Origin of the sequence: Streptomyces yunnanensis (assembly GCF_029011865.1) — a bacterium.
In the GTDB taxonomy this organism is placed as follows: Bacteria; Actinomycetota; Actinomycetes; order Streptomycetales; family Streptomycetaceae; genus Streptomyces; species Streptomyces yunnanensis.
Map to the genome: position 1 here is coordinate 7,232,904 of NZ_CP095749.1, position 17,699 is coordinate 7,250,602.

15 protein-coding genes are annotated in these 17,699 nt (G+C 73.7%); 10 read left to right on the plus strand and 5 right to left on the minus strand.

The window, feature by feature from the left end:
• Nucleotides 1-57: 57 nt before the first annotated feature.
• Both MOV08_RS31555 and MOV08_RS31560 read right to left on the minus strand, forming a co-directional pair.
• Nucleotides 58-1,095, minus strand: coding sequence for a phosphatase PAP2 family protein (locus tag MOV08_RS31555; RefSeq protein WP_063777481.1), 1,038 nt, complete (start codon nucleotides 1,093-1,095; stop codon nucleotides 58-60).
• A gap of 265 nt (nucleotides 1,096-1,360) precedes the next feature.
• Entirely contained in the window at nucleotides 1,361-2,554 is a 1,194-nt protein-coding gene (locus MOV08_RS31560; protein ID WP_275309737.1) for a hypothetical protein, read from the minus strand.
• Nucleotides 2,555-2,778: 224 nt separating this feature from the next.
• Between MOV08_RS31560 and MOV08_RS31565 the strand changes: the two genes are divergently transcribed.
• Together MOV08_RS31565 and MOV08_RS31570 are read left to right on the plus strand one after the other, a co-directional pair.
• Nucleotides 2,779-4,434 (plus strand): MFS transporter, encoded by a 1,656-nt coding sequence (locus tag MOV08_RS31565; RefSeq protein WP_275309738.1) that lies wholly within the window; start codon nucleotides 2,779-2,781, stop codon nucleotides 4,432-4,434.
• Nucleotides 4,435-4,567: 133 nt separating this feature from the next.
• Nucleotides 4,568-5,761 carry an acyl-CoA dehydrogenase family protein gene (locus MOV08_RS31570; protein WP_275309739.1) on the plus strand — a complete coding sequence of 398 codons (1,194 nt, stop codon included), beginning with the start codon at nucleotides 4,568-4,570 and terminating at the stop codon, nucleotides 5,759-5,761.
• 103 nt (nucleotides 5,762-5,864) lie between these two features.
• On the opposite strand, the gene MOV08_RS31575 is transcribed toward MOV08_RS31570, so the two are convergent.
• The 3 genes from MOV08_RS31575 to MOV08_RS31585 form a co-directional block, all read right to left on the minus strand.
• Nucleotides 5,865-6,314, minus strand: coding sequence for a cell division protein SepF (locus MOV08_RS31575; protein WP_039637697.1), 450 nt, complete (start codon nucleotides 6,312-6,314; stop codon nucleotides 5,865-5,867).
• Nucleotides 6,315-6,691: 377 nt separating this feature from the next.
• Nucleotides 6,692-7,645, minus strand: a complete 954-nt coding sequence (locus MOV08_RS31580; RefSeq protein ID WP_275309740.1) for an ABC transporter substrate-binding protein — start codon at nucleotides 7,643-7,645, stop codon at nucleotides 6,692-6,694.
• Nucleotides 7,642-8,148: a GNAT family N-acetyltransferase gene (locus MOV08_RS31585; protein WP_275309741.1), complete on the minus strand. Its 507-nt coding sequence runs from the start codon at nucleotides 8,146-8,148 to the stop codon at nucleotides 7,642-7,644. The genes MOV08_RS31580 and MOV08_RS31585 overlap by 4 nt, the downstream gene beginning before the upstream one ends.
• Nucleotides 8,149-8,698: 550 nt before the next feature.
• Here MOV08_RS31585 and MOV08_RS31590 point away from each other — a divergent pair.
• The 8 genes from MOV08_RS31590 (at nucleotide 8,699) to MOV08_RS31625 (ending at nucleotide 17,622) form a co-directional block, all read left to right on the plus strand.
• Nucleotides 8,699-9,562, plus strand: a complete 864-nt coding sequence (locus tag MOV08_RS31590; RefSeq protein ID WP_039637701.1) for an amino acid ABC transporter permease — start codon at nucleotides 8,699-8,701, stop codon at nucleotides 9,560-9,562.
• Nucleotides 9,559-11,457 (plus strand): FAD/NAD(P)-binding protein, encoded by a 1,899-nt coding sequence (locus MOV08_RS31595; protein WP_275309742.1) that lies wholly within the window; start codon nucleotides 9,559-9,561, stop codon nucleotides 11,455-11,457. The genes MOV08_RS31590 and MOV08_RS31595 overlap by 4 nt, the downstream gene beginning before the upstream one ends.
• A complete protein-coding gene (locus MOV08_RS31600) occupies nucleotides 11,441-12,373 on the plus strand; it encodes an amino acid ABC transporter permease (protein ID WP_275309743.1) in 933 nt (310 codons plus the stop codon). The genes MOV08_RS31595 and MOV08_RS31600 overlap by 17 nt, the downstream gene beginning before the upstream one ends.
• Entirely contained in the window at nucleotides 12,370-13,131 is a 762-nt protein-coding gene (locus MOV08_RS31605) for an amino acid ABC transporter ATP-binding protein (RefSeq protein WP_275309744.1), read from the plus strand. Before MOV08_RS31600 ends, MOV08_RS31605 begins: the two co-directional genes overlap by 4 nt.
• 59 nt (nucleotides 13,132-13,190) lie before the next feature.
• Nucleotides 13,191-14,159 carry an ABC transporter substrate-binding protein gene (locus MOV08_RS31610; RefSeq protein WP_275309745.1) on the plus strand — a complete coding sequence of 323 codons (969 nt, stop codon included), beginning with the start codon at nucleotides 13,191-13,193 and terminating at the stop codon, nucleotides 14,157-14,159.
• A 100-nt stretch (nucleotides 14,160-14,259) separates the two neighbouring features.
• Nucleotides 14,260-15,411: an LLM class flavin-dependent oxidoreductase gene (locus MOV08_RS31615; RefSeq protein ID WP_275309746.1), complete on the plus strand. Its 1,152-nt coding sequence runs from the start codon at nucleotides 14,260-14,262 to the stop codon at nucleotides 15,409-15,411.
• Nucleotides 15,408-16,817, plus strand: a complete 1,410-nt coding sequence (locus MOV08_RS31620) for an LLM class flavin-dependent oxidoreductase (RefSeq protein WP_275309747.1) — start codon at nucleotides 15,408-15,410, stop codon at nucleotides 16,815-16,817. The genes MOV08_RS31615 and MOV08_RS31620 overlap by 4 nt, the downstream gene beginning before the upstream one ends.
• Before the next feature lies 1 nt (nucleotide 16,818).
• On the plus strand, nucleotides 16,819-17,622 hold the full coding sequence (locus MOV08_RS31625; protein ID WP_039637707.1) for a DUF1684 domain-containing protein: 804 nt from the start codon (nucleotides 16,819-16,821) through the stop codon (nucleotides 17,620-17,622).
• Nucleotides 17,623-17,699 lie beyond the last annotated feature (77 nt).

Here is a 17,699-nt window from a genome sequence, read left to right on the forward strand (position 1 = left end):
TGGAGCGGCCGGGGCCTTCGTGCGGGGCGGGGTGTGCGTACCGGGCCCCGGGAGCGGTCAGCCGGCGCCGTTGCGGGGGCGGCCGGCGGTCGGGCCGAACGGTGCGGCGCCGCGCGGGACGCGGTCCGCGTGCGGCGGCCGGCGGCTGCCGGTCGGGGTGACCGGGGTGCGCTCGGCGCGCGAGGTGTGCGGGCGCGGCGGGTGGTGCGGCCAGCCCTCGGGCGCGTGCGCGGTGCGACCGCCGGTGGCGGCGCCGACCGCCTCCCGCACCAGGACCTCCCCGTCCGGGGCGATCCGCTGCCGGGCGACCTCGGAGGCCAGCGCGCCGGCGGGCAGCGGGCCGCGCAGCGAGTCGGGGCGGAGCCGCAGCCACAGCCGCAGCAGGATGCCCATGAGCCGGTCCTCGACCCAGGTGATGCCGGGCTCCAGCCACGGCATCGCCAGCAGCACCAGCAGCCCCGCGGCCCAGCCCAGCAGGACGTCGCTGACCCAGTGGGTGCCGAGGTAGACCGTGGTCATCCCGACGCCCAGCGCGCCCAGCGCGGCGATCACCGACAGGGTGCGGCGGCGCAGCGGGGTGGTCGCCAGATAGGCCAGTACGCCCCAGGTGACGACGGCGTTCGCGGTGTGGCCGGAGGGGAATATGTCGCCGCCGAGCCACATCTCGTTGGAGCCGACCGTCGTCGCGTAGTGCGGGCCGAGACGGCCCATCCCGAGCTTGGCGGCGCCGACGGTGATGTTCAGCAGCAGCAGTGAGGCGCCCAGCACCAGCAGCGGGTGGAGGTTGCGCTGCCGCCAGCAGCGCCAGCCCAGCCAGGCCGCGACCGCCACCGCGGTCGGGCCGCGCTGCCCCAGCACGACGAAGTAGTCGAGGAAGGCATGGATCTCCGGCCACTGCTTGTACGGCCGGAACAGCATGAGCTGCCAGTCGATCGTGACCAGGGAGGTGTCGGCCAGTACCCCGACGACGATCGCCGCGTACACCGCCAGCGTGCCCCAGAACAGCCACAGCCGGGTCCGGGTCATGCGCGGCGGTCTGACGCGATCGGTCGGGAGGCGCTCCTCCATCTGGTCGAGCTTGTCATCGGTACGCACTCAAACGACGTTACCGCCTGTGATGTATGCACTTGGTCAAACCGTGCGCTTTGTAATGACGATGTGATGTGGAATGGGTCTCAATCCGGGCCGGGTTCCCGGGATTTCGAAGAGAATTTCTTGGGTACTGGATTCCGTTCCGGCCATCCGCGTGTCGCCGCCATAGACGCTTATCTGTTTTTCGCTGGCGGAGTTTATCTGTCATTCGCACGGGTGTCGCAGCGCGTTTTCCTCGGGGCGGCGATTACGGAGCGGGATCTTCCGGTCACGGCGGGCCGGAGCCGTTGAGCCAGAACGCGCCGTAGACCGCCGAGCCGACCGCCACCACCCCGATGACCAGCCACGCCCGCGCCGGGCGCCAGCGGGCCAGCCCCGCGGCGAGCGGCAGCAGCAGCGGGAAGGCGGGCATCATCAGCCGCGGTTTCGACCCGAAATAGCCCTTGGCGGTGAGCGCGATCAGCAGCACCGTCCCGCCGTAGACGGCCAGCGGCAGCGGCTGGCCCTTCCGTACGCCGTGCACATACAGCCAGATGACCAGCGCGACGCCGAGCAGCAGGCCGAGGCCGGCGGCGAAGGCGGGCCCGGTGAGCTGGTGCCAGACGAAGGTGCCGAAGGCGATCCCGCCGTCGAAGCCGTTGTGCCAGCCGGCCTGGACGTCCAGATATCCGGTGAGCGACCCCTGGCGGACGCTTACCCACGCGACGTAGCCGCACCAGCCGAGCGGTGCCAGCAGCACGCCGAGCAGCATCCGCCGGTGCCGGCCGCGCAGGAAGGCGCGCGGCCGGACCCCGCCGGCCCGCTCGTTCGCCACCGTCACCGCCGCGGTGATCCACACCGCGGCGACCACCGCGGCGCCCACCGGCCGGGTCAGCCCGGCCAGCGAGGCCAGTACGCCCGCCGCCACCCAGCGGCCGGTCAGCACGCAGTAGACGCCCCACGCCGCGAGGGCGGTGAACAGCGACTCCGAGTAGGCCATCGACTGGACGACGCCGACCGGCAGTGCGGCCCACAGCGCGGCCAGCAGCACTCCGGCCCGCGGCCCGTGCAGCCGCTCCCCGGTGAGGTAGAGCGCCAGCGCCGCGGCCAGCGACGCCAGCCAGGCCACCGCCATCCCGGCGTCCGCGGCGGACAGCGGGGTGAGTGCCGACAGGCCCCGCTCCAGCCAGGGCAGCAGCGGGAAGAACGCCAGGTTGGAGTGGACGTCGCCGTTGGCCAGATGGACGGTGTAGCCGTAGCCCTGTTCGGCGACCCGGGTGTACCAGAGGGAGTCCCAACGGGCGGTCAGCAGGACGTGCCAGTCCTTGCCCTCGGAGGCCGACCACGCCCCGAGCGCGACCAGCCCCAGCAGCCGGATCGCCGCGTACGCCGCCAGGCCGGGGACGGCGCGGCGGAGCGCGGCACGGACGGCGGGCGGACACAGGGCCCGGCCGGGTGCGGCGGTGGAGGCAAGATCGTTCACCCGGTCGATTATCCAGGTGGCGCGGGCGCGACCGTCCGGCGCGACCGCGGGAACGTCGGGGCTGCGACGAGCGTCTCACCGTGAGGTGGGCCACGCGGGTCCCGCGGGGACTCGCGTAGTCTGACGTCTCAACTCGCCCGTACCGCCGGTTCCGCCGGCGCGTCGTCGCGCCCGGGACCGGGGCCGCGAGAGCAGCACGGCGAGCGCATGACAGGAGGTTCTGGATGTCAGGGACGACCGCGTCCGGCAGGGGGCGGACGGCTGGTGTTCCCCGGCACACAGGCGGCGGTGTGAACCGCTGGACGGTGCTGACCGTGCTCTGCGTCAGCCTGCTCTTCGTCGCGCTGGACACCACCATCCTCTACGTGGCGGTGCCCTCCATCACCGAGGACCTGCGCCCCGGACCGGTCGAGCTGTTGTGGATCGTCGACGTCTACCCGCTGATCGCGGCCTCGCTGCTGATCCTCTTCGGCACGCTGGGCGACCGCGTCGGCCGCCGCCGCGTCCTGCTGCTCGGCTACGGGCTCTTCGCCCTGGCCTCGGCCGCCGCCGCGCTCGCGCCCAACCCGCAGATCCTGATGGCGGCCCGCGCGCTGCTCGGCATCGGCGGCGCCATGATCATGCCCGCGACGCTGTCGATCCTGCGTCAGGTCTTCCCCGACCGGCGGGAGCGGGCGGTCGCGATCGGGGTGTGGAGCGCGGTGGCCGCGGTCGGCGCCGCGGTCGGGCCGGTGCTCGGCGGCTTCCTGGTCGAGAACTTCTGGTGGGGCTCGGTCTTCCTGATCAACATCCCGATGATGGCGGCGATGTTCCTGATAGGGCGCTGGCTGCTGCCGGAGTCCCGCGGCGAGCGCAACGGCCCCTGGGACCTGCTCGGCGCGGTGATCGCGGCGCTCGGCGTGCTGGGCATCGTCTTCGGCGTCAAGCGGCTGGGCAGCGGTGCCCCGGTGGTCGGGGTGACGACGCTGCTGCCGATCGTCATCGGGGTCGTGCTGCTGATCCTCTTCGTCCGTCGGCAGGGTCGTCGGGCCCATCCGCTGATCGACATGCGGCTGTTCGCCCGGCCGGCGTTCGGCACCTCCATCGGCTGCATCGTGCTCGCCATGCTCGCGCTCGTCGGCCTCCAGCTGATCGCCGTCCAGTACCTCCAGCTGGTGCTGCACCTGAGCCCGTTGGAGACCGGGCTGCGGATGCTGCCGCTGGTGTTCTCCGCGATGGCCGCCGGCCTGACCGGCTCCAAGCTGCTCCAGGCCCTCGGCCCGCGGGTGATGGTCGTCGGCGGTTTCACCCTCACCGCGCTCGCGGTGCTCTCGCTGACCGCGCTCGGCTCCCAGGACCACTTCTGGCAGCTGTCCCTCGGCTTCGTGCTGCTCGGCTTCGGCTTCCAGTCCACGCTGTTCGGCGCCTACGAGTCGATGCTCAGCGAGGCCCCGGCCGCGCAGTCCGGCGGTGCGGCGGCGCTCGGCGAGACCGCCTACCAGTTGGGCGCCGGGATCGGTGTGGCGCTGCTCGGCAGCGTGATGAACGCCGCCTACGCGCCGGGCCTGGGCCGCGTCGAGGGGGTCTCCGACCTGGCCGCCCGCTCGGCCTCGCACTCGCTCGGCGAGGCGTACAAGGTCGCCGCCGGACTGGGCGAGCACGCCCGGGAGGCGCTGCGGGTGGCCGCCCGGGACTCCTTCGTCCACGGCCTGCGGGTCACCCTCGTCGCCAGCGCCGTGCTGCTGCTGGTCGGCGCCGGGATCGCGCTGCGGCTGCCGCGCCGGGCCGCGGCGGAGTCCGTGGAGCGGGACGCCGCCGAGGAGGGCGCGACGGCCACCGAGGAGAGCGCTCCGGCCGTGGGGTGCGAGGGGACGCCGGCCCCCGCGAGCACCGGCCGCTGAGCCGGGCGGCACCCTCTCGCCGCACCGCGCGGCGGGGACCCTTGCCGGGCGGTGCCGGGGACCGTACCGTCGGACGCGCGTAACTACCACTGCTAGTTTTTCGCGCGAGCGCTGAATCCGCCGGAGGCCCGCCATGCCCGCAACGCCGTCCCCGCTTCCGCCGTTCGACCCCAGCGACCCCCTGGGCCTGGACGACCTGCTCACCGACGAGGACCGCGCGGTCCGCTCCACCGTCCGCCAGTGGGCCGCCGACCGGGTCCTGCCGCACATCGCCGACTGGTACGAGCGCGGCGAACTCCCCGACATCCGCGAACTCGCCCGGGAGCTGGGCGCGATCGGCGCCCTGGGCATGTCCCTGACCGGCTACGGCTGCGCCGGCGCCTCGCACGTCCAGTACGGGCTGGCCTGCCTGGAGCTGGAGGCCGCCGACTCCGGCATCCGCTCGCTGGTCTCCGTCCAGGGCTCGCTGGCCATGTACGCGATCTGGCGCTTCGGTTCGGAGGAGCAGAAGCGGCAGTGGCTGCCGCGGATGGCCTCCGGCGAGGTCATCGGCTGCTTCGGGCTGACCGAGCCGGACCACGGCTCCGACCCGGCGGGCATGCGCACCCACGCCAAGCGGGACGGCACGGACTGGGTGCTGACCGGGCGCAAGATGTGGATCACCAACGGGTCGGTGGCCGGCGTCGCGGTGGTCTGGGCCCGCACCGACGAGGGCATCCGTGGCTTCCTCGTCCCCACGGACAGCGCCGGCTTCTCCGCCCCCGAGATCAAGCACAAGTGGTCGCTGCGCGCCTCGGTCACCAGCGAGTTGGTGCTGGACGAGGTGCGGCTGCCCGCCGACGCGCTGCTGCCGGAGGCCCGGGGGCTGGGCGGCCCGCTGCGGTGCCTGAGCCACGCCCGCTACGGGATCGTCTGGGGCTCGATGGGGGCGGCGCGGTCCTGCTTCGAGGCGGCGCTCGACTACGCCCGCACCCGCGAGCAGTTCGGCAAGCCCATCGGCGCCTTCCAGCTCACCCAGGCCAAGCTCGCCGACATGGCGCTGGAACTCCACAAGGGCGTGCTGCTCGCCCACCACCTCGGGCGGCGGTTCGACGCCCGGCGGCTGCTGCCGGAGCAGATCAGCTTCGGCAAGCTCAACAACGTCCGCGAGGCGCTCGACATCTGCCGCACCGCGCGGACGATCCTCGGCGCCAACGGGATCTCCCTCGAATACCCCGTCATGCGGCACGCCACCAACCTGGAGTCGGTGCTGACCTACGAGGGCACCGCGGAGATGCACCAACTGGTGCTGGGCAAGGCGCTCACCGGTCTGGACGCCTTCCGGTGAGCCCCTCGCCGGGCGCCGTGCCCGGCGCTTCCCGGGGGACGCGGTAACCGGCCGCGGCCCCGCCGCGAGCCGGCCCCCGGCCGGAACGGACCCCGCGCCCTCCTCAACTCTGGTTGAAGAAACCGCCGTTGCGGTGGCCGCGGGCCTCACCGGTGACGACCTTGTAGTCGGCGGGGGTGAGCAGGAACACCCGGGTGGCGACCCGCTCGATGGAGCCGCGCAGGCCGAAGGTCAGGCCGGCGGCGAAGTCCACCACCCGCTTGGCGTCGGCGGACTCCATGGCCGTCAGGTTGACGATCACCGGGACGCCGTCCCGGAAGAGCTCCCCGATGCCGCGGGCGTCCCGGAAGGAGGCCGGGGTGATCGTGGCGATGCGGGTGCCCTGGCTCTGGGCGGCCTCGTCGGCCACCTGGACCCGGGGGTCGGTCACCCAGGGGTTGCCACCCGAGTCGGCGGACTCGTGCCCCTCGGCGTAGTCGTCGTCGTAGTAGCGCTCGTCATCGTTGTCGTCCACGAGGCCAAGCCAGGCACTTGCCTTGCGTACCGATCCCATTGACGCCTCCTCTCACCCGCGGCGTGTGTGTTCCGTTCTCCCTATCGTCGTCCATGAGGGCGAGGGTGTGCCAAGCGGATAGCCGCCGCACGGGGGGTTCGTGACATATCTGGTGCAAAGAGGGTGGTGCGCCGTCAGCTCGCGTGCCCTGGCGGTGAACTGACAGTACGAAAGGCATCACGGTCGGTGCCCAGGTCATGGTGTCGACAAGTTGACCGCTCCGGATCGGGCCGACGCGCGAGGAGGTTCGGGGGCGGGACCAGGGCGTATGTCGGTCCGGGCGGCCGGTGTGGACGTCGCCCGTCCGGCGGGGGCCCGGCGCGGGTCGCCGCGATCCGGGTCCGGGCCGCCGACGGGTGCCGGGGTGCGGTGCGGGGTCAGCGGATCTCCGGTGGGCTGATCCGCGATGTCGCGATGGCCGAGGGGGTGGTGCCCCACTTCTTGAGGATCCGGTCGTAGGTCCCGTCCTTCTTCAGCCGGTTGACCGCGGCCTGGAAGGCGGGTGCCAGCGGCGTCCCCTTCTTGAAGGCGAAGCCGACGTCCAACCGTTTGAACTCGTTGAGGAAGCGCAGGCCAGGCTGCTGCTGCACCGCGTAGCGCAGCCCGTTGATGGTGCTCATCACCACGTCGCTGCGGCCCTGTTGGAGCGAGATCCACAGTGCGCCCTGGTCGGCGTAGGTCTTGACGTCGTAGGGCTGCTCGCCGGCGTCCGCGCACCGGTGCTTGTTCTCCTCCAGGGTCGTCTCGAAGGTGGTGCCGGCGCCGGTGGCCACCGTCAGGCCGCACAGCCGGGTCAGCGTGGCGACCTTCTTCAGCGGGCTGTCCCGGCGGGCCGCGAAGCCCTGGCCGTCGTTGACGTAGGTGACGAAGTCGAGGGTCTTGCGGCGTTCGTCGGTGACGCCGAAGTTGCCGGTGCCCACGTCGTACTTGCCGCTGTCCAGGGCCGGCAGGATCGCCTCGAAGCTGGCCACCTCGCGGGTGAGTTTCAGGCCGAGGACCTTGCCGACCGCGTCCGCGAAGTCGATGTCCTGGCCGGCCAGGGTCCTGCCGTCGGGCAGATAGGTGGCGCCGGGCGGGGTGCCGACGCTGCTGGCCAGGGCGAGGGTGCCGCGGGCGCGGACGTCGGCGGGCAGCAGCGCGGCGGCGGCCGGGTCCTCGCGCACGCCGGAGACCACGTCGGTGGTGGGGATCCGGGCGCTCGCCGCGGCCGGTCCGGCGTCCCGGGCGTCGGGGGCGGCGCCGCCCGCACCGCAGGCGGTGACCGTCAGGGCCGCGGTGACCAGGAGCGCCGCGGTGCGCAGCGCGGTGGCGGACGGACGGGTGGTGGTCATGGGCGCGGAATCTCCAGGTGCTTCTCGAACGGCAGCGGGCCGATCGACTCCGGGTCGGCGGTCAGGTCGAACAGGGGGCGGTAACCCGCCGCGAGGTAGAGGTGTTTGGCCTCCGGTTGGCGGGGGCCGGTGGTCAGGTGGAGCCGGGTGTAGCCGCGGCCGGCGGCGTGCTGCTCCAGGGCGGTCAGGACGCGGCGGGCCAGTCCGCGGCGGCGGTGCGCGTGGTGCGTCCAGATCCGTTTGAGCTCGGCGGTGTCCGGGGCGTAGCGGCGGTAGGCGCCGCCGGCTACCGGCTCGCCGTCCTCCAGGAGCAGCAGGAACGCGCCCCCGGGCGGGCCGAATTCGGCGGCCGGGTACTCCAGGTCCAGGTCGACGGGACGGCCGTAGCGGGTGCTGTATTCGTGGGTGAGCTCGTCCAGCAGGGGGCGGGCGAGCGGGTCGGTGACGGCGGTGTGATGGATCGTCAGGCGGGCCGCGCGGGGCGGCCGTGGCGCGGTGGTCATCGGGGCGCCTCCGTGGCCGGCGGCGACACTCGGGGCGTCCGAGCGCGCCGGATGGACGAGGGAGAACAGGGAGGGAGGGCGGGGGAGAACCGCAGGGAGGGCGGGGGAGATCCGGAGGAAGGGTGGGGCGGTCGAACGGTGGAACGGTAGAGCGAGGGGAGGGGCGCGCCGAACGGCGCGTGGAGGTGTGAAGGCGCGCGGCGGGAAGGAAGGAGAACCGCGGGGACGGCCCGGCCTGCGGCGACGGGCCTCAAGGGCAGGGGGTCAGCTCAACAGGACGACGACCACACGCGACCGAAGTCGATGTGGTCACGGGTGACCAGCCGCTGCCATGGATACATGCGACCAAGTGGAACAGGCATCCGTTTCCGCGTCAACCGCGAAGTGACGCATCGCTCACCGCGCGGACGCCGTCCGAACTCCCCTTGACAACCGGCCGTGTTCACCGCATAGCCTCAAAGGCCGGTCGTGCTGAGGGGCGCGACCCGTTCCGCCTGTGTGAAGGCGCTCGACTCCCGTGCTCGATCTGAAGCGTCCACGGAGCCTTCGCATGCCTTCCGACATCCTCGACGCCCCCGCCGTGTCCGCGGCGCCGCCCGGTGAACCGGACCGCGCCGCCCCGCGCATCGTGCCGCGCCGCCGCACCGGCCAGTGGGCGTCCGCCGCCGTCCTCCTCGCCCTGCTGGCGCTGGCCCTCGTCTCCGTCGTCCGCAACCCCGCCTTCCAGTGGGACGTGGTCGCCGACTACTTCCTGACCTCCGCCGTGCTGCGCGGCCTGGGTCTGACGCTCTGGCTGACCGCCGTGGTGATGGCGCTCGGCTTCGCGCTGGGCACCCTGCTCGCGGTGCTGCGGCTGTCCGCCAACCCCGTGCTGCGCGGCATCGGTTGGGGCTACGTCTGGCTGTTCCGGTCGATGCCGATCCTGGTGCAGCTGCTCTTCTGGTTCAACATCGGGGCGCTGTACCCGGTCGTCCTCGGCGTCAGGACCGTCGATCTGCTCTCGCCGGTGGCCGTCGCGGTCATCGGGCTCACCCTGCACGAGGCCGCGTACGCCGCGGAGGTGGTCCGCGGCGGTGTGCTCTCCGTCGACAAGGGCCAGTTGGAGGCCGCCCAGGCGCTGGGCCTGGGGGCCGGGCGGCGGCTGCGTCGGATCGTGCTGCCGCAGGCGATGCGGTCGATCGTGCCACCGGCCGGGAACATGCTGATCGGCACCCTCAAGGGCACCTCCATCGTCAGCGTCATCGCCGTCCAGGACCTGCTCTACTCCGTCCAGTTGGTCTACCACCGCACCTATCAGGTCATCCCGCTGCTGCTGGTGGCGACCCTCTGGTACGTCCTGGTCACCTCGGTCCTGAGTGTCGGTCAGCGCCACGTCGAGCGGCACTACGCCCGCGGGACGGCCGGTGCCCGGTGAGCGCGCCGGACCCCCGCCGGCCGTCCGTGGTGATCGTGGGCGCCGGCCCGCGGGGCACCGGGGTGCTGGAGCGGATCGCCGCCAACGCCCCCGAACTGTGGGGCGATGCGCCCCTGGACCTGCACCTGGTCGATCCGCATCCGCCCGGCGGCGGCCGGATCTGGCGCCATGAGCAGTCTCCGCTGCTGTGGATGAACTCCACGGCCGAGGACGTCACCATGTTCACCGACGAGACCGTCGAGCAGGACGGTCCGGTGCGGCCGGGCCCCTCGCTCGCCGCGTGGGCCCGCGCGGTGCGGGACGGGGAGCGCCCCGCCCCGCCCGGCCTCGCCGACGCCGTGGCGGCGCTGGGCCCGCGGGACTTCGCCGGCCGGCGGCTGCTCAGCGGCTATCTGCGCTGGGTCCACGAGGACGCGGTGGCCGCGCTGCCGCCCCGGGTCGCCGTGCACGAGCACCGGACCACCGCGCTGCGGGTCTCCGGGGCGCGCGAGGGGCGCCAGCGGGTGTGGCTGGCGGGCCGCCGCGCCCCGCTCCTCGCCGACCTGGTGGTGCTGACGCTGGGCCATCTGGAGTCCCAACCCGCCGAACAGGACCGGGAGTTCGCCGGGTTCGCGGCCCGGCACGGGCTGACGTACCTGCCGCCGGCGTTCACCGCCGACAGCGACCTGGGCGCGCTGCGGCCCGGCGAACCGGTGCTGGTGCGCGGCTTCGGGCTGGCCTTCGTCGACCTGATGGTGCTGCTGACCGAGGGGCGCGGCGGGAGGTACACCACCGGCCGCGACGGCGCCTTGACCTACCACCCCTCCGGCCGCGAACCGGTGCTGCACGTCGGGTCCCGGCGCGGCGTCCCCTACCACTCCAAGATCGGCTACCCGCCGTCCGGCGAACGGCCGCCGCTGCCGCGGTTCTTCGGGCCCGCCGAGGTCGAGGCGCTGCTCGCCCGCCCTGGGGGGATCGACTTCGACCGGGACGTCCGGCCGCTGATCGACAAGGAGTTGGGCTTCGCCCACTACCACCGGCTGTTCACCGCGCACCCCGCGCGCACCCGGATGGCGTGGCCGGACTTCGAGGCGAAGTACGCCGCCGGCGAACCGGGCGGCGCCGCCCTGCAGGCGCTGGTCCGCGCCGCCGTCCCCGACCCGGCCGACCGGCTCGACCTGGACGCGCTGGATCACCCGCTGGACGGCATCCGCTACGCCGACGGCGCGGCCCTCCAGGCGGGGTTGCGCGGCCACATCGAGGCCGACCTGGCGCGCCGGCACGACCCCGCGCACAGCCCCGACCTGGCGGTCTTCCTCGCGCTGCTGTCGGTCTACGGCCAGCTGACCCGGCTCGGCGACCACGGGCCCTGGTGGCACGGCTTCTTCAGCTTCCTCGCCTCCGGGCCGCCCGGGCCCCGGCTGCGGCAGCTGCTGGCGCTGTCCCGGGCCGGGGTGGTGCGCTTCCTGGGCGCCGGCCTCACCGTCACCGCCGACGAGGCCCGCGGGGTGTTCCGCGCCGAGTCCGTCAGCGTGCCGGGGGAGCGGACCGAGGCCCGGGCGCTGGTGGAGGCGCGGCTGCCGGAACCGTCCGTGGCGCGCACCCGGGACCGGCTGCTGCACGCCCTGCACGCCGACGGCGCCCGTGCCACGGCCGGCGGTCTGCTGGCCGTCGACCCGACCGACGGCCGGATCCTGGACCGGGCCGGCCGCCCGCACCCGCGCCGGTTCGCCCTCGGCCCGCACACCGACGCCCGCGCCGGTGGTGCCTTCGCCCGCCCCCGCACCAACGCGCCCGCCTTCCGGCAGAACGACGCGACCGCGCGGGCCCTGCTCACCTTCCTCCGCGACCGCACCGCCCCACCGGTCCCGGTCCCCGCACTCACCCCGAGGACTGACCATGCCGTTGACCAGTGATCCCGCCGTCACCGGCGATCCCCCCGCCGGACCGGCCGCGACCACCCGCCCCGCCCCGCGGCGCGCCGGGCCACCGGGGGCCGATGACCCGGCGGACCTGAAGGTCGTCCCCGTGCGCCATCCCTGGCGCTGGGCGGGGGTGGCGGTGACCGCGGTGCTGCTCGCCCAGTTCGCGCACGGTCTGATCACCAACCCCGCCTGGGAATGGGGGGTGTTCGCCCGGTTCTTCGCCAACGGAACGATCCTCAAGTCGGTCGGTACCACCCTCCAACTCACCGTCTACGGCACCGCCCTCGGCTTCGCGCTGGGCCTGGTACTGGCCCTGATGCGGCTGTCCGCCAGCCCGTTCCTGCGCTGGGTGGCCTTCGGCTACATCTGGGCCTTCCGGTCCATCCCGCTCATCGTCCAGCTGCTGTTCTGGTTCAACCTCGCCTACCTCTACAAGCGGCTGGACTTCGGGATCCCGTTCGGCCCCGGCCTCTTCCACTTCGACACCATGGGGCTGGTCGGCGCGATGGGTGCGGCGGTGCTCGGGCTGGCGCTGCACCAGGCCGCCTACGCCGCCGAGATCGTCCGGGCCGGTGTGCAGGCCGTGGACGCCGGCCAGTTGGAGGCCGCCGCCGCGCTCGGCCTGCCGCGGGCCCGCCGACTGCGCCGGATCGTGCTGCCGCAGGCGATGCGCTCGATCCTGCCGAACGCCACCAACGAGGTGATCTCCCTCTTCAAGGGCACCTCGATCGTCTCGGTGATGGCGATCGGCGAACTCTTCTACCAGGTCCAGGTCGTCTACGGACGGAACGGCCGGGTGGTGCCCCTGCTGATGGTCGCCACCGCCTGGTACATCCTCCTCACCACCGTGCTCTCCGTCCTCCAGCACTACGTCGAACGCCACTACGCCAAGGGGGCCGCGCGATGAGCGCAATGGTCGAGATCCGTTCCGTCCACAAGAGCTTCGGTTCCGTCGAGGTGCTGCGCGGCATCGATCTGGAGATCGCGGCCGGCCGGGTGACGGTGGTGCTCGGCCCGTCCGGGTCGGGCAAGTCCACGCTGCTGCGCACCATCAACCACCTGGAGAAGGTCGACCGCGGCTGGATCAGCGTGGACGGGGCGCTGGTCGGCTATCGCAAGTCCGGCGACAAACTGTACGAGTTGCGGGAGCGGGAGATCCTCAAGCAGCGCACCGGGATCGGGTTCGTCTTCCAGAACTTCAACCTCTTCCCCCATCTGACGGTGCTGGAGAACCTCGTCGAGGCGCCGCTGGCGGTGCAGCGCCGCCCGCGCAAGGAGGCCGAGGCCACCGCCCGCCGGCTGCTCACGCGGGTGGGCCTGGCGGAGAAGGCGGACGCCTATCCCCGGCAGCTCTCCGGCGGACAGCAGCAGCGGGTCGCCATCGCCCGGGCGCTCGCCCTGGAACCCAAGCTGCTGCTCTTCGACGAGCCGACCTCGGCGCTCGACCCCGAGCTGGTCGGGGAAGTCCTGGACGTCATCAAGGACTTGGCGCACCAGGGCACCACCATGATCGTCGTCACCCATGAGATCGGCTTCGCCCGCGAGGTCGCCGACACCGTCGTCTTCATGGACGGCGGGCGGATCGTCGAGCAGGGCCCGCCCGCGCAGGTGCTCGACCGTCCGCGCCACGAGCGCACCCGCTCCTTCCTCTCCAAGGTCCTGTGACCGTGCCCGCCGTCCCCGCCGTCCCGTCACCGCCCGTACCGTTCCGAAGGAGATCCCCCGTGATCCGCCGCACGCTCGCCGCCACCCTCGCCCTCGCCGCCGGCTCCGTCCTGCTCACCGGCTGCGGCAGCGGCGACGCGGCGAGCGCGGAGGTCGGCGTCGGGAGCGCCGGCACGAAGATCAACATCGGGCCCGACCAGCACCGCGTCCGCGGCACCGAGGACCCCAGCAGCGCCGCGCTGGTGCCCGCCGCCGTCCGGCGCACCGGCGAACTGCGGATCGGGGTGGGTGCCGAGAGCAGCCCCCCGCTGAGCTTCTACGCCACCGACGACAAGACCCTGATCGGCGTCGAGGAGGACCTGGCCACCCTCGTCGCCGACACCCTGGGGCTGAAACCGCACTTCGAGCCGCTGTCCTGGGAGAACCTCTTCGTCGGCCTGGACAGCGGCAAGCTCGACGCGGTCTTCGGCAATGTCACGGTCACCGAGGAGCGCAAGGACAAGTACGACTTCGCCACCTACCGGCTCGACCAGTTGGCCATGGAGACGAAGAAGGGCAGCGGCTGGAAGGTCCGCGGCGCCGCGGACGTGGCGGGCCGGACCATCGCGGTCGGCTCCGGCACCAACCAGGAGAAGATCCTGCTCGACTGGAGCAAGGAGGACGAGCGGGCCGGCCGCAAGCCGGTGGACGTCAAGTACTTCCAGAAGCCCTCGGACGTCTACCTCGCGCTCCAATCGGGCCGGATCGACGGCTACTTCGGCCCCAACCCGACCGTCGCTTACCACATCGCCACCGCCGGCGGGACCGAGAGCGCCGGCACCTTCTCCGGCGGCGGCGCCCACCTCAAGGGCGAGATCGCCGCCACCACCCGCAAGGGCAGCGGCCTGGTCGGGGCGTACGCCGCCGCCCTGCGCAAGGTCATCGACGACGGCCGCTACGCCAAGGTGCTGGCCCGCTGGGGGCTGTCCGGCGAGGCCGTGACGACCTCGCGGATCAACCCGCCCGGCCTGCCCAGGACCGCCGACTAAGGCCCGTCCGCCGTTCGTCGCTCCCCCCGGCCAACGCCGGGAGGTGCCCCAGGCACGCACTTCGGCGGCACCCCCGTACCGCACAGGAAGGCCCCACCCCATGCCCGAACCGCACCACCGGCCGCGGCTGGCCGTCGCACTGGACGCCCCGGGCGTCCCGCCCCGCCACGACGCCGCCCACTACACCGCCCTCGCCCGGCTCGCCGAGCACGGCACCCTGGACTTCGTCACCCTCGGCGACCGGTTCGGCGGCCCCGGCCCGGACGCCCTCGCGGTGCTCGCCCGGATCGCCCCGGACACCGAACGGATCGGCCTGGTCCCCACGGTGACCACCACCCACACCGAGCCCTTCCACGTCTCCACCGCCGTGGCGACCCTGGACTGGGTCAGCCGCGGCCGGGCCGGCTGGACGGTGGAGGTGTCCACCACCGAGGCCGAGGCCGCGCTCGTCGGGCGCCCCCAACTTCTCGGCTTCGCTCGAACAGGGAGGGACCCCCGTCCGGCCGCCTCGCCCGCCGAGGTCTGGTCGGAGGCCGGCGAGGTCGCCGACGTCGCCGGGCGGCTGTGGGACAGCTGGGAGGACGACGCGGAGATCCGCGACCGGGCCACCGGCCGCTTCGTGGACCGCGCCAAGCTCCACCACGTCGACTTCACCGGCCGCGCCTTCTCGGTCCGCGGGCCGTCCATCGTCCCCCGGCCGCCGCAGGGCCGCCCGGTGACCGTCGTCGACGTGACCGGGGAGACCGACGGGCCGGACGGGGGTCCCTCCCCGAGCACGGGGGACCTCCCGCGCGGGGGGAGCCGGGAGCGGGGGAGAAGCCGGGACCTCGGGGAAGGAGCCCGCCGGGAGGTGGCCGCCGCCCGGGCCGATGTCGCGCTGGTCAGGGCCGAGGATCCGCAGACCGCCGGTGCCGCCCGCGCCGACCTGCTCGCCCGCGCCCGGGCGCACGGCCGCGCCCTCGGGGGGCCGCTGGTGCTGGCCTCGCTGCCCGTCGAGCTGGAGTCGTCCGGCGACGCCGCCGGGCTCGCCGACCTGCTCGGCGACTGGTTCGCCCAGGGCGTCGCGGACGGCTTCCACCTGCGCCTAGCCGACCCCGTACGGGACCTGCCCCGGTTCGTCGAGGGCACCGTCCCGCTCCTTCGGGAGCGCGGTCTGCTCCGTCGCTCCTACGAGGGCACGACCCTGCGCGAGCACCTCGGTCTGCCGCGCCCCGCCAGTATCTACGCCCTCGCCCGGGAGGCCGCCCGATGAGCCCCGACGCCCGTCCCCGCAAGCAGGTCCACCTCGCCGCGCACTTCCCCGGCGTCAACAACACCACCGTCTGGGCCGACCCGCCCGCCGGCCGTCCGACCTTCCCCGAGCTCTCAACTCCGTTCGAGCAGGGGATACCCCATTCCCCGGCGGGAGGGACTTCGCCGGGCTCCTCCCTCGGGAGCCAGATCGACTTCGCCTCCTTCGTGCATCTGGCGCGGACCGCGGAGCGCGGCCGGTTCGACTTCTTCTTCCTGGCCGAGGGGCTGCGGCTGCGCGAGCACAAGGGCCGGATCCACGACCTCGACGTGCTCGGCCGGCCCGAGTCGCTCACCGTGCTGAACGCCCTGGCGGCGGTCACCGAGCGGCTGGGCCTGGCCGGCACGGTCAGCGCCACCTTCAACGAGCCCTACGAACTCGCCCGCCGGTTCGCCTCCCTGGACCACCTCAGCGGCGGCCGGGCCGCCTGGAACATCGTCACCACCTCCGACGCCTTCACCGGGGAGAACTTCCGGCGCGGCGGCTATCTCGACCACGCCGACCGCTACACCCGCGCCGCCGAATTCCTCGCCACCGCACGTGCGTTGTGGGACTCCGGACCGGCCGGCGGGCCGCCGCGCCAGGTGGACCACAGCGGTCGGCACTTCGCCGTCCGCGGCGAGTTCGGCGTCGCGCGCAGCCCGCAGGGCCACCCCGTCGTCATCCAGGCCGGGGACTCCGCCGAGGGCCGGGAGTTCGCCGCCTCCGCCGCCGACGTGATCTTCACCCGGCACAGCGGGCCGGAGGCCGGCCGGGCCTTCTACGCGGACGTCAAGCGCCGGCTCCCGGCGTACGGGCGGCGGCCCGAGGACCTCAAGATCATGCCGGGTGTCACCTTCGTCCTCGGCGACACCCTCGCCGAGGCCCAGGAGCGGGCCGTGGAGATCCGCCGGCAGCAGGTCTCCCCGCAGACCGCGCTGCTCACCCTGGAGCAGGTCTGGGGCGTGGACCTGTCCTCCTACGACCCGGACGGGCCGCTGCCGGACATCGACCCGGATCCGCACGGCGAGCTGGCCCAGGGCCGGGTCCGGATCGCCGATCCGCAGGCCGTCGCCGACCGGTGGCGGGCGCTCTCCCGCGCCAAGGGGCTGTCCATCCGGGAGACCGTCATCGAGACCACCGGGCGGCAGTCCTTCGTCGGCACCCCGGACAGCGTCGCCCGCGAGATGGACCACTTCGTGCAGAGCGACGCCGCCGACGGCTTCATCCTGGTGCCGCACCTCACGCCCGACGGGCTCGACCCATTCGTGGAGCGGGTCGTTCCGCTGCTCCAGGAGCGCGGCGTCCACCGCACGGAATACACCGGGACCACCCTGCGCTCCCACTTGGGGCTGCCGGATCCGGCGCGCCCCGCACGGAAGGACTGAGATGACCAGCACAACGCAGCCGGACGCCGTCCAGGAGTGGCAGGAGTGGCGCGAGGGGCGCCGGGCCGCGGTCACCGGGCCGTACGGTCCGCTCGCGCTCGCCGGCACGCACTGGCTCGCCGACCACCCAGGCGGCCGGATCGCGGGGCTGCCGGGCCGCTGGACGGTCGCCGCCGACGGCGCCGCGGTGCTCCTGGAGGCCGGGCCCGAGGACGGGCTCACCGTGGACGGCGCGCCGGCGGCCGGTGCGCACCGGCTCGACCAGGACGCCGGGCCGGCGGTGGCCCGGGTCGGCCATGGGGCGCGCCGCCTGGTGGTGCTGCGCCGCGAGGGGCTGTGGGCGGTCCGCGACTTCGACCCGGACGCCCCGGCCCGGCGCGCCTTCGCCGGGATCGACGCCTACCCCTACGAGGAGCGCTGGGTGCGGCCGGGCCTGTTCCGCCCGTACGGCGAGCGGCGGACCGTCCAGGTGGCCAACGCAGACGGGCAGGAGCGGGGCTTCGTCCTCGGCGGGGAACTGGCCTTCACCCTCGACGGCGACGAGCACACCCTCCAGGTCGCGGTGGAGCCGGACGGCTCACTGTGGGCGGTGCTGGCCGACGCCACCAGTGGCACCGACAGCTATCGCTTCCGCTTCCTGCGCCCGCCCGCGCCGGCCGCCGACGGCACCGTGCCGGTGGACCTCAACCGCACCCAGCTGCCGCCCTGCGCCTTCGCCGACCACTTCATCTGCCCCTTCCCGCCGCCCGGCAACACCCTGCCGTTCGCCCTGCGGGCGGGGGAGCGGAACACCCTCGTCGACTGAGTCGGGGACCGTCCCGTCCGCGGAGCGCGCCGCCCCGGTAGCCGTCAACTCGGCTGCCGGGGCGGTGTGTTGGGGGC

Bases quoted from the DNA above. Each gene is read 5' to 3' on its own strand.
- MOV08_RS31585 (WP_275309741.1), bottom strand. From the start codon at position 8,148: ATGACCACCGCGCCACGGCCGCCCCGCGCGGCCCGCCTGACGATCCAT.
- MOV08_RS31600 (WP_275309743.1), top strand. From the start codon at position 11,441: ATGCCGTTGACCAGTGATCCCGCCGTCACCGGCGATCCCCCCGCCGGA.
- MOV08_RS31605 (WP_275309744.1), top strand. From the start codon at position 12,370: ATGAGCGCAATGGTCGAGATCCGTTCCGTCCACAAGAGCTTCGGTTCC.
- MOV08_RS31590 (WP_039637701.1), top strand. From the start codon at position 8,699: ATGCCTTCCGACATCCTCGACGCCCCCGCCGTGTCCGCGGCGCCGCCC.
- MOV08_RS31575 (WP_039637697.1), bottom strand. From the start codon at position 6,314: ATGGGATCGGTACGCAAGGCAAGTGCCTGGCTTGGCCTCGTGGACGAC.
- MOV08_RS31580 (WP_275309740.1), bottom strand. From the start codon at position 7,645: ATGACCACCACCCGTCCGTCCGCCACCGCGCTGCGCACCGCGGCGCTC.
- MOV08_RS31565 (WP_275309738.1), top strand. From the start codon at position 2,779: ATGTCAGGGACGACCGCGTCCGGCAGGGGGCGGACGGCTGGTGTTCCC.
- MOV08_RS31615 (WP_275309746.1), top strand. From the start codon at position 14,260: ATGCCCGAACCGCACCACCGGCCGCGGCTGGCCGTCGCACTGGACGCC.
- MOV08_RS31570 (WP_275309739.1), top strand. From the start codon at position 4,568: ATGCCCGCAACGCCGTCCCCGCTTCCGCCGTTCGACCCCAGCGACCCC.
- MOV08_RS31625 (WP_039637707.1), top strand. From the start codon at position 16,819: ATGACCAGCACAACGCAGCCGGACGCCGTCCAGGAGTGGCAGGAGTGG.
- MOV08_RS31620 (WP_275309747.1), top strand. From the start codon at position 15,408: ATGAGCCCCGACGCCCGTCCCCGCAAGCAGGTCCACCTCGCCGCGCAC.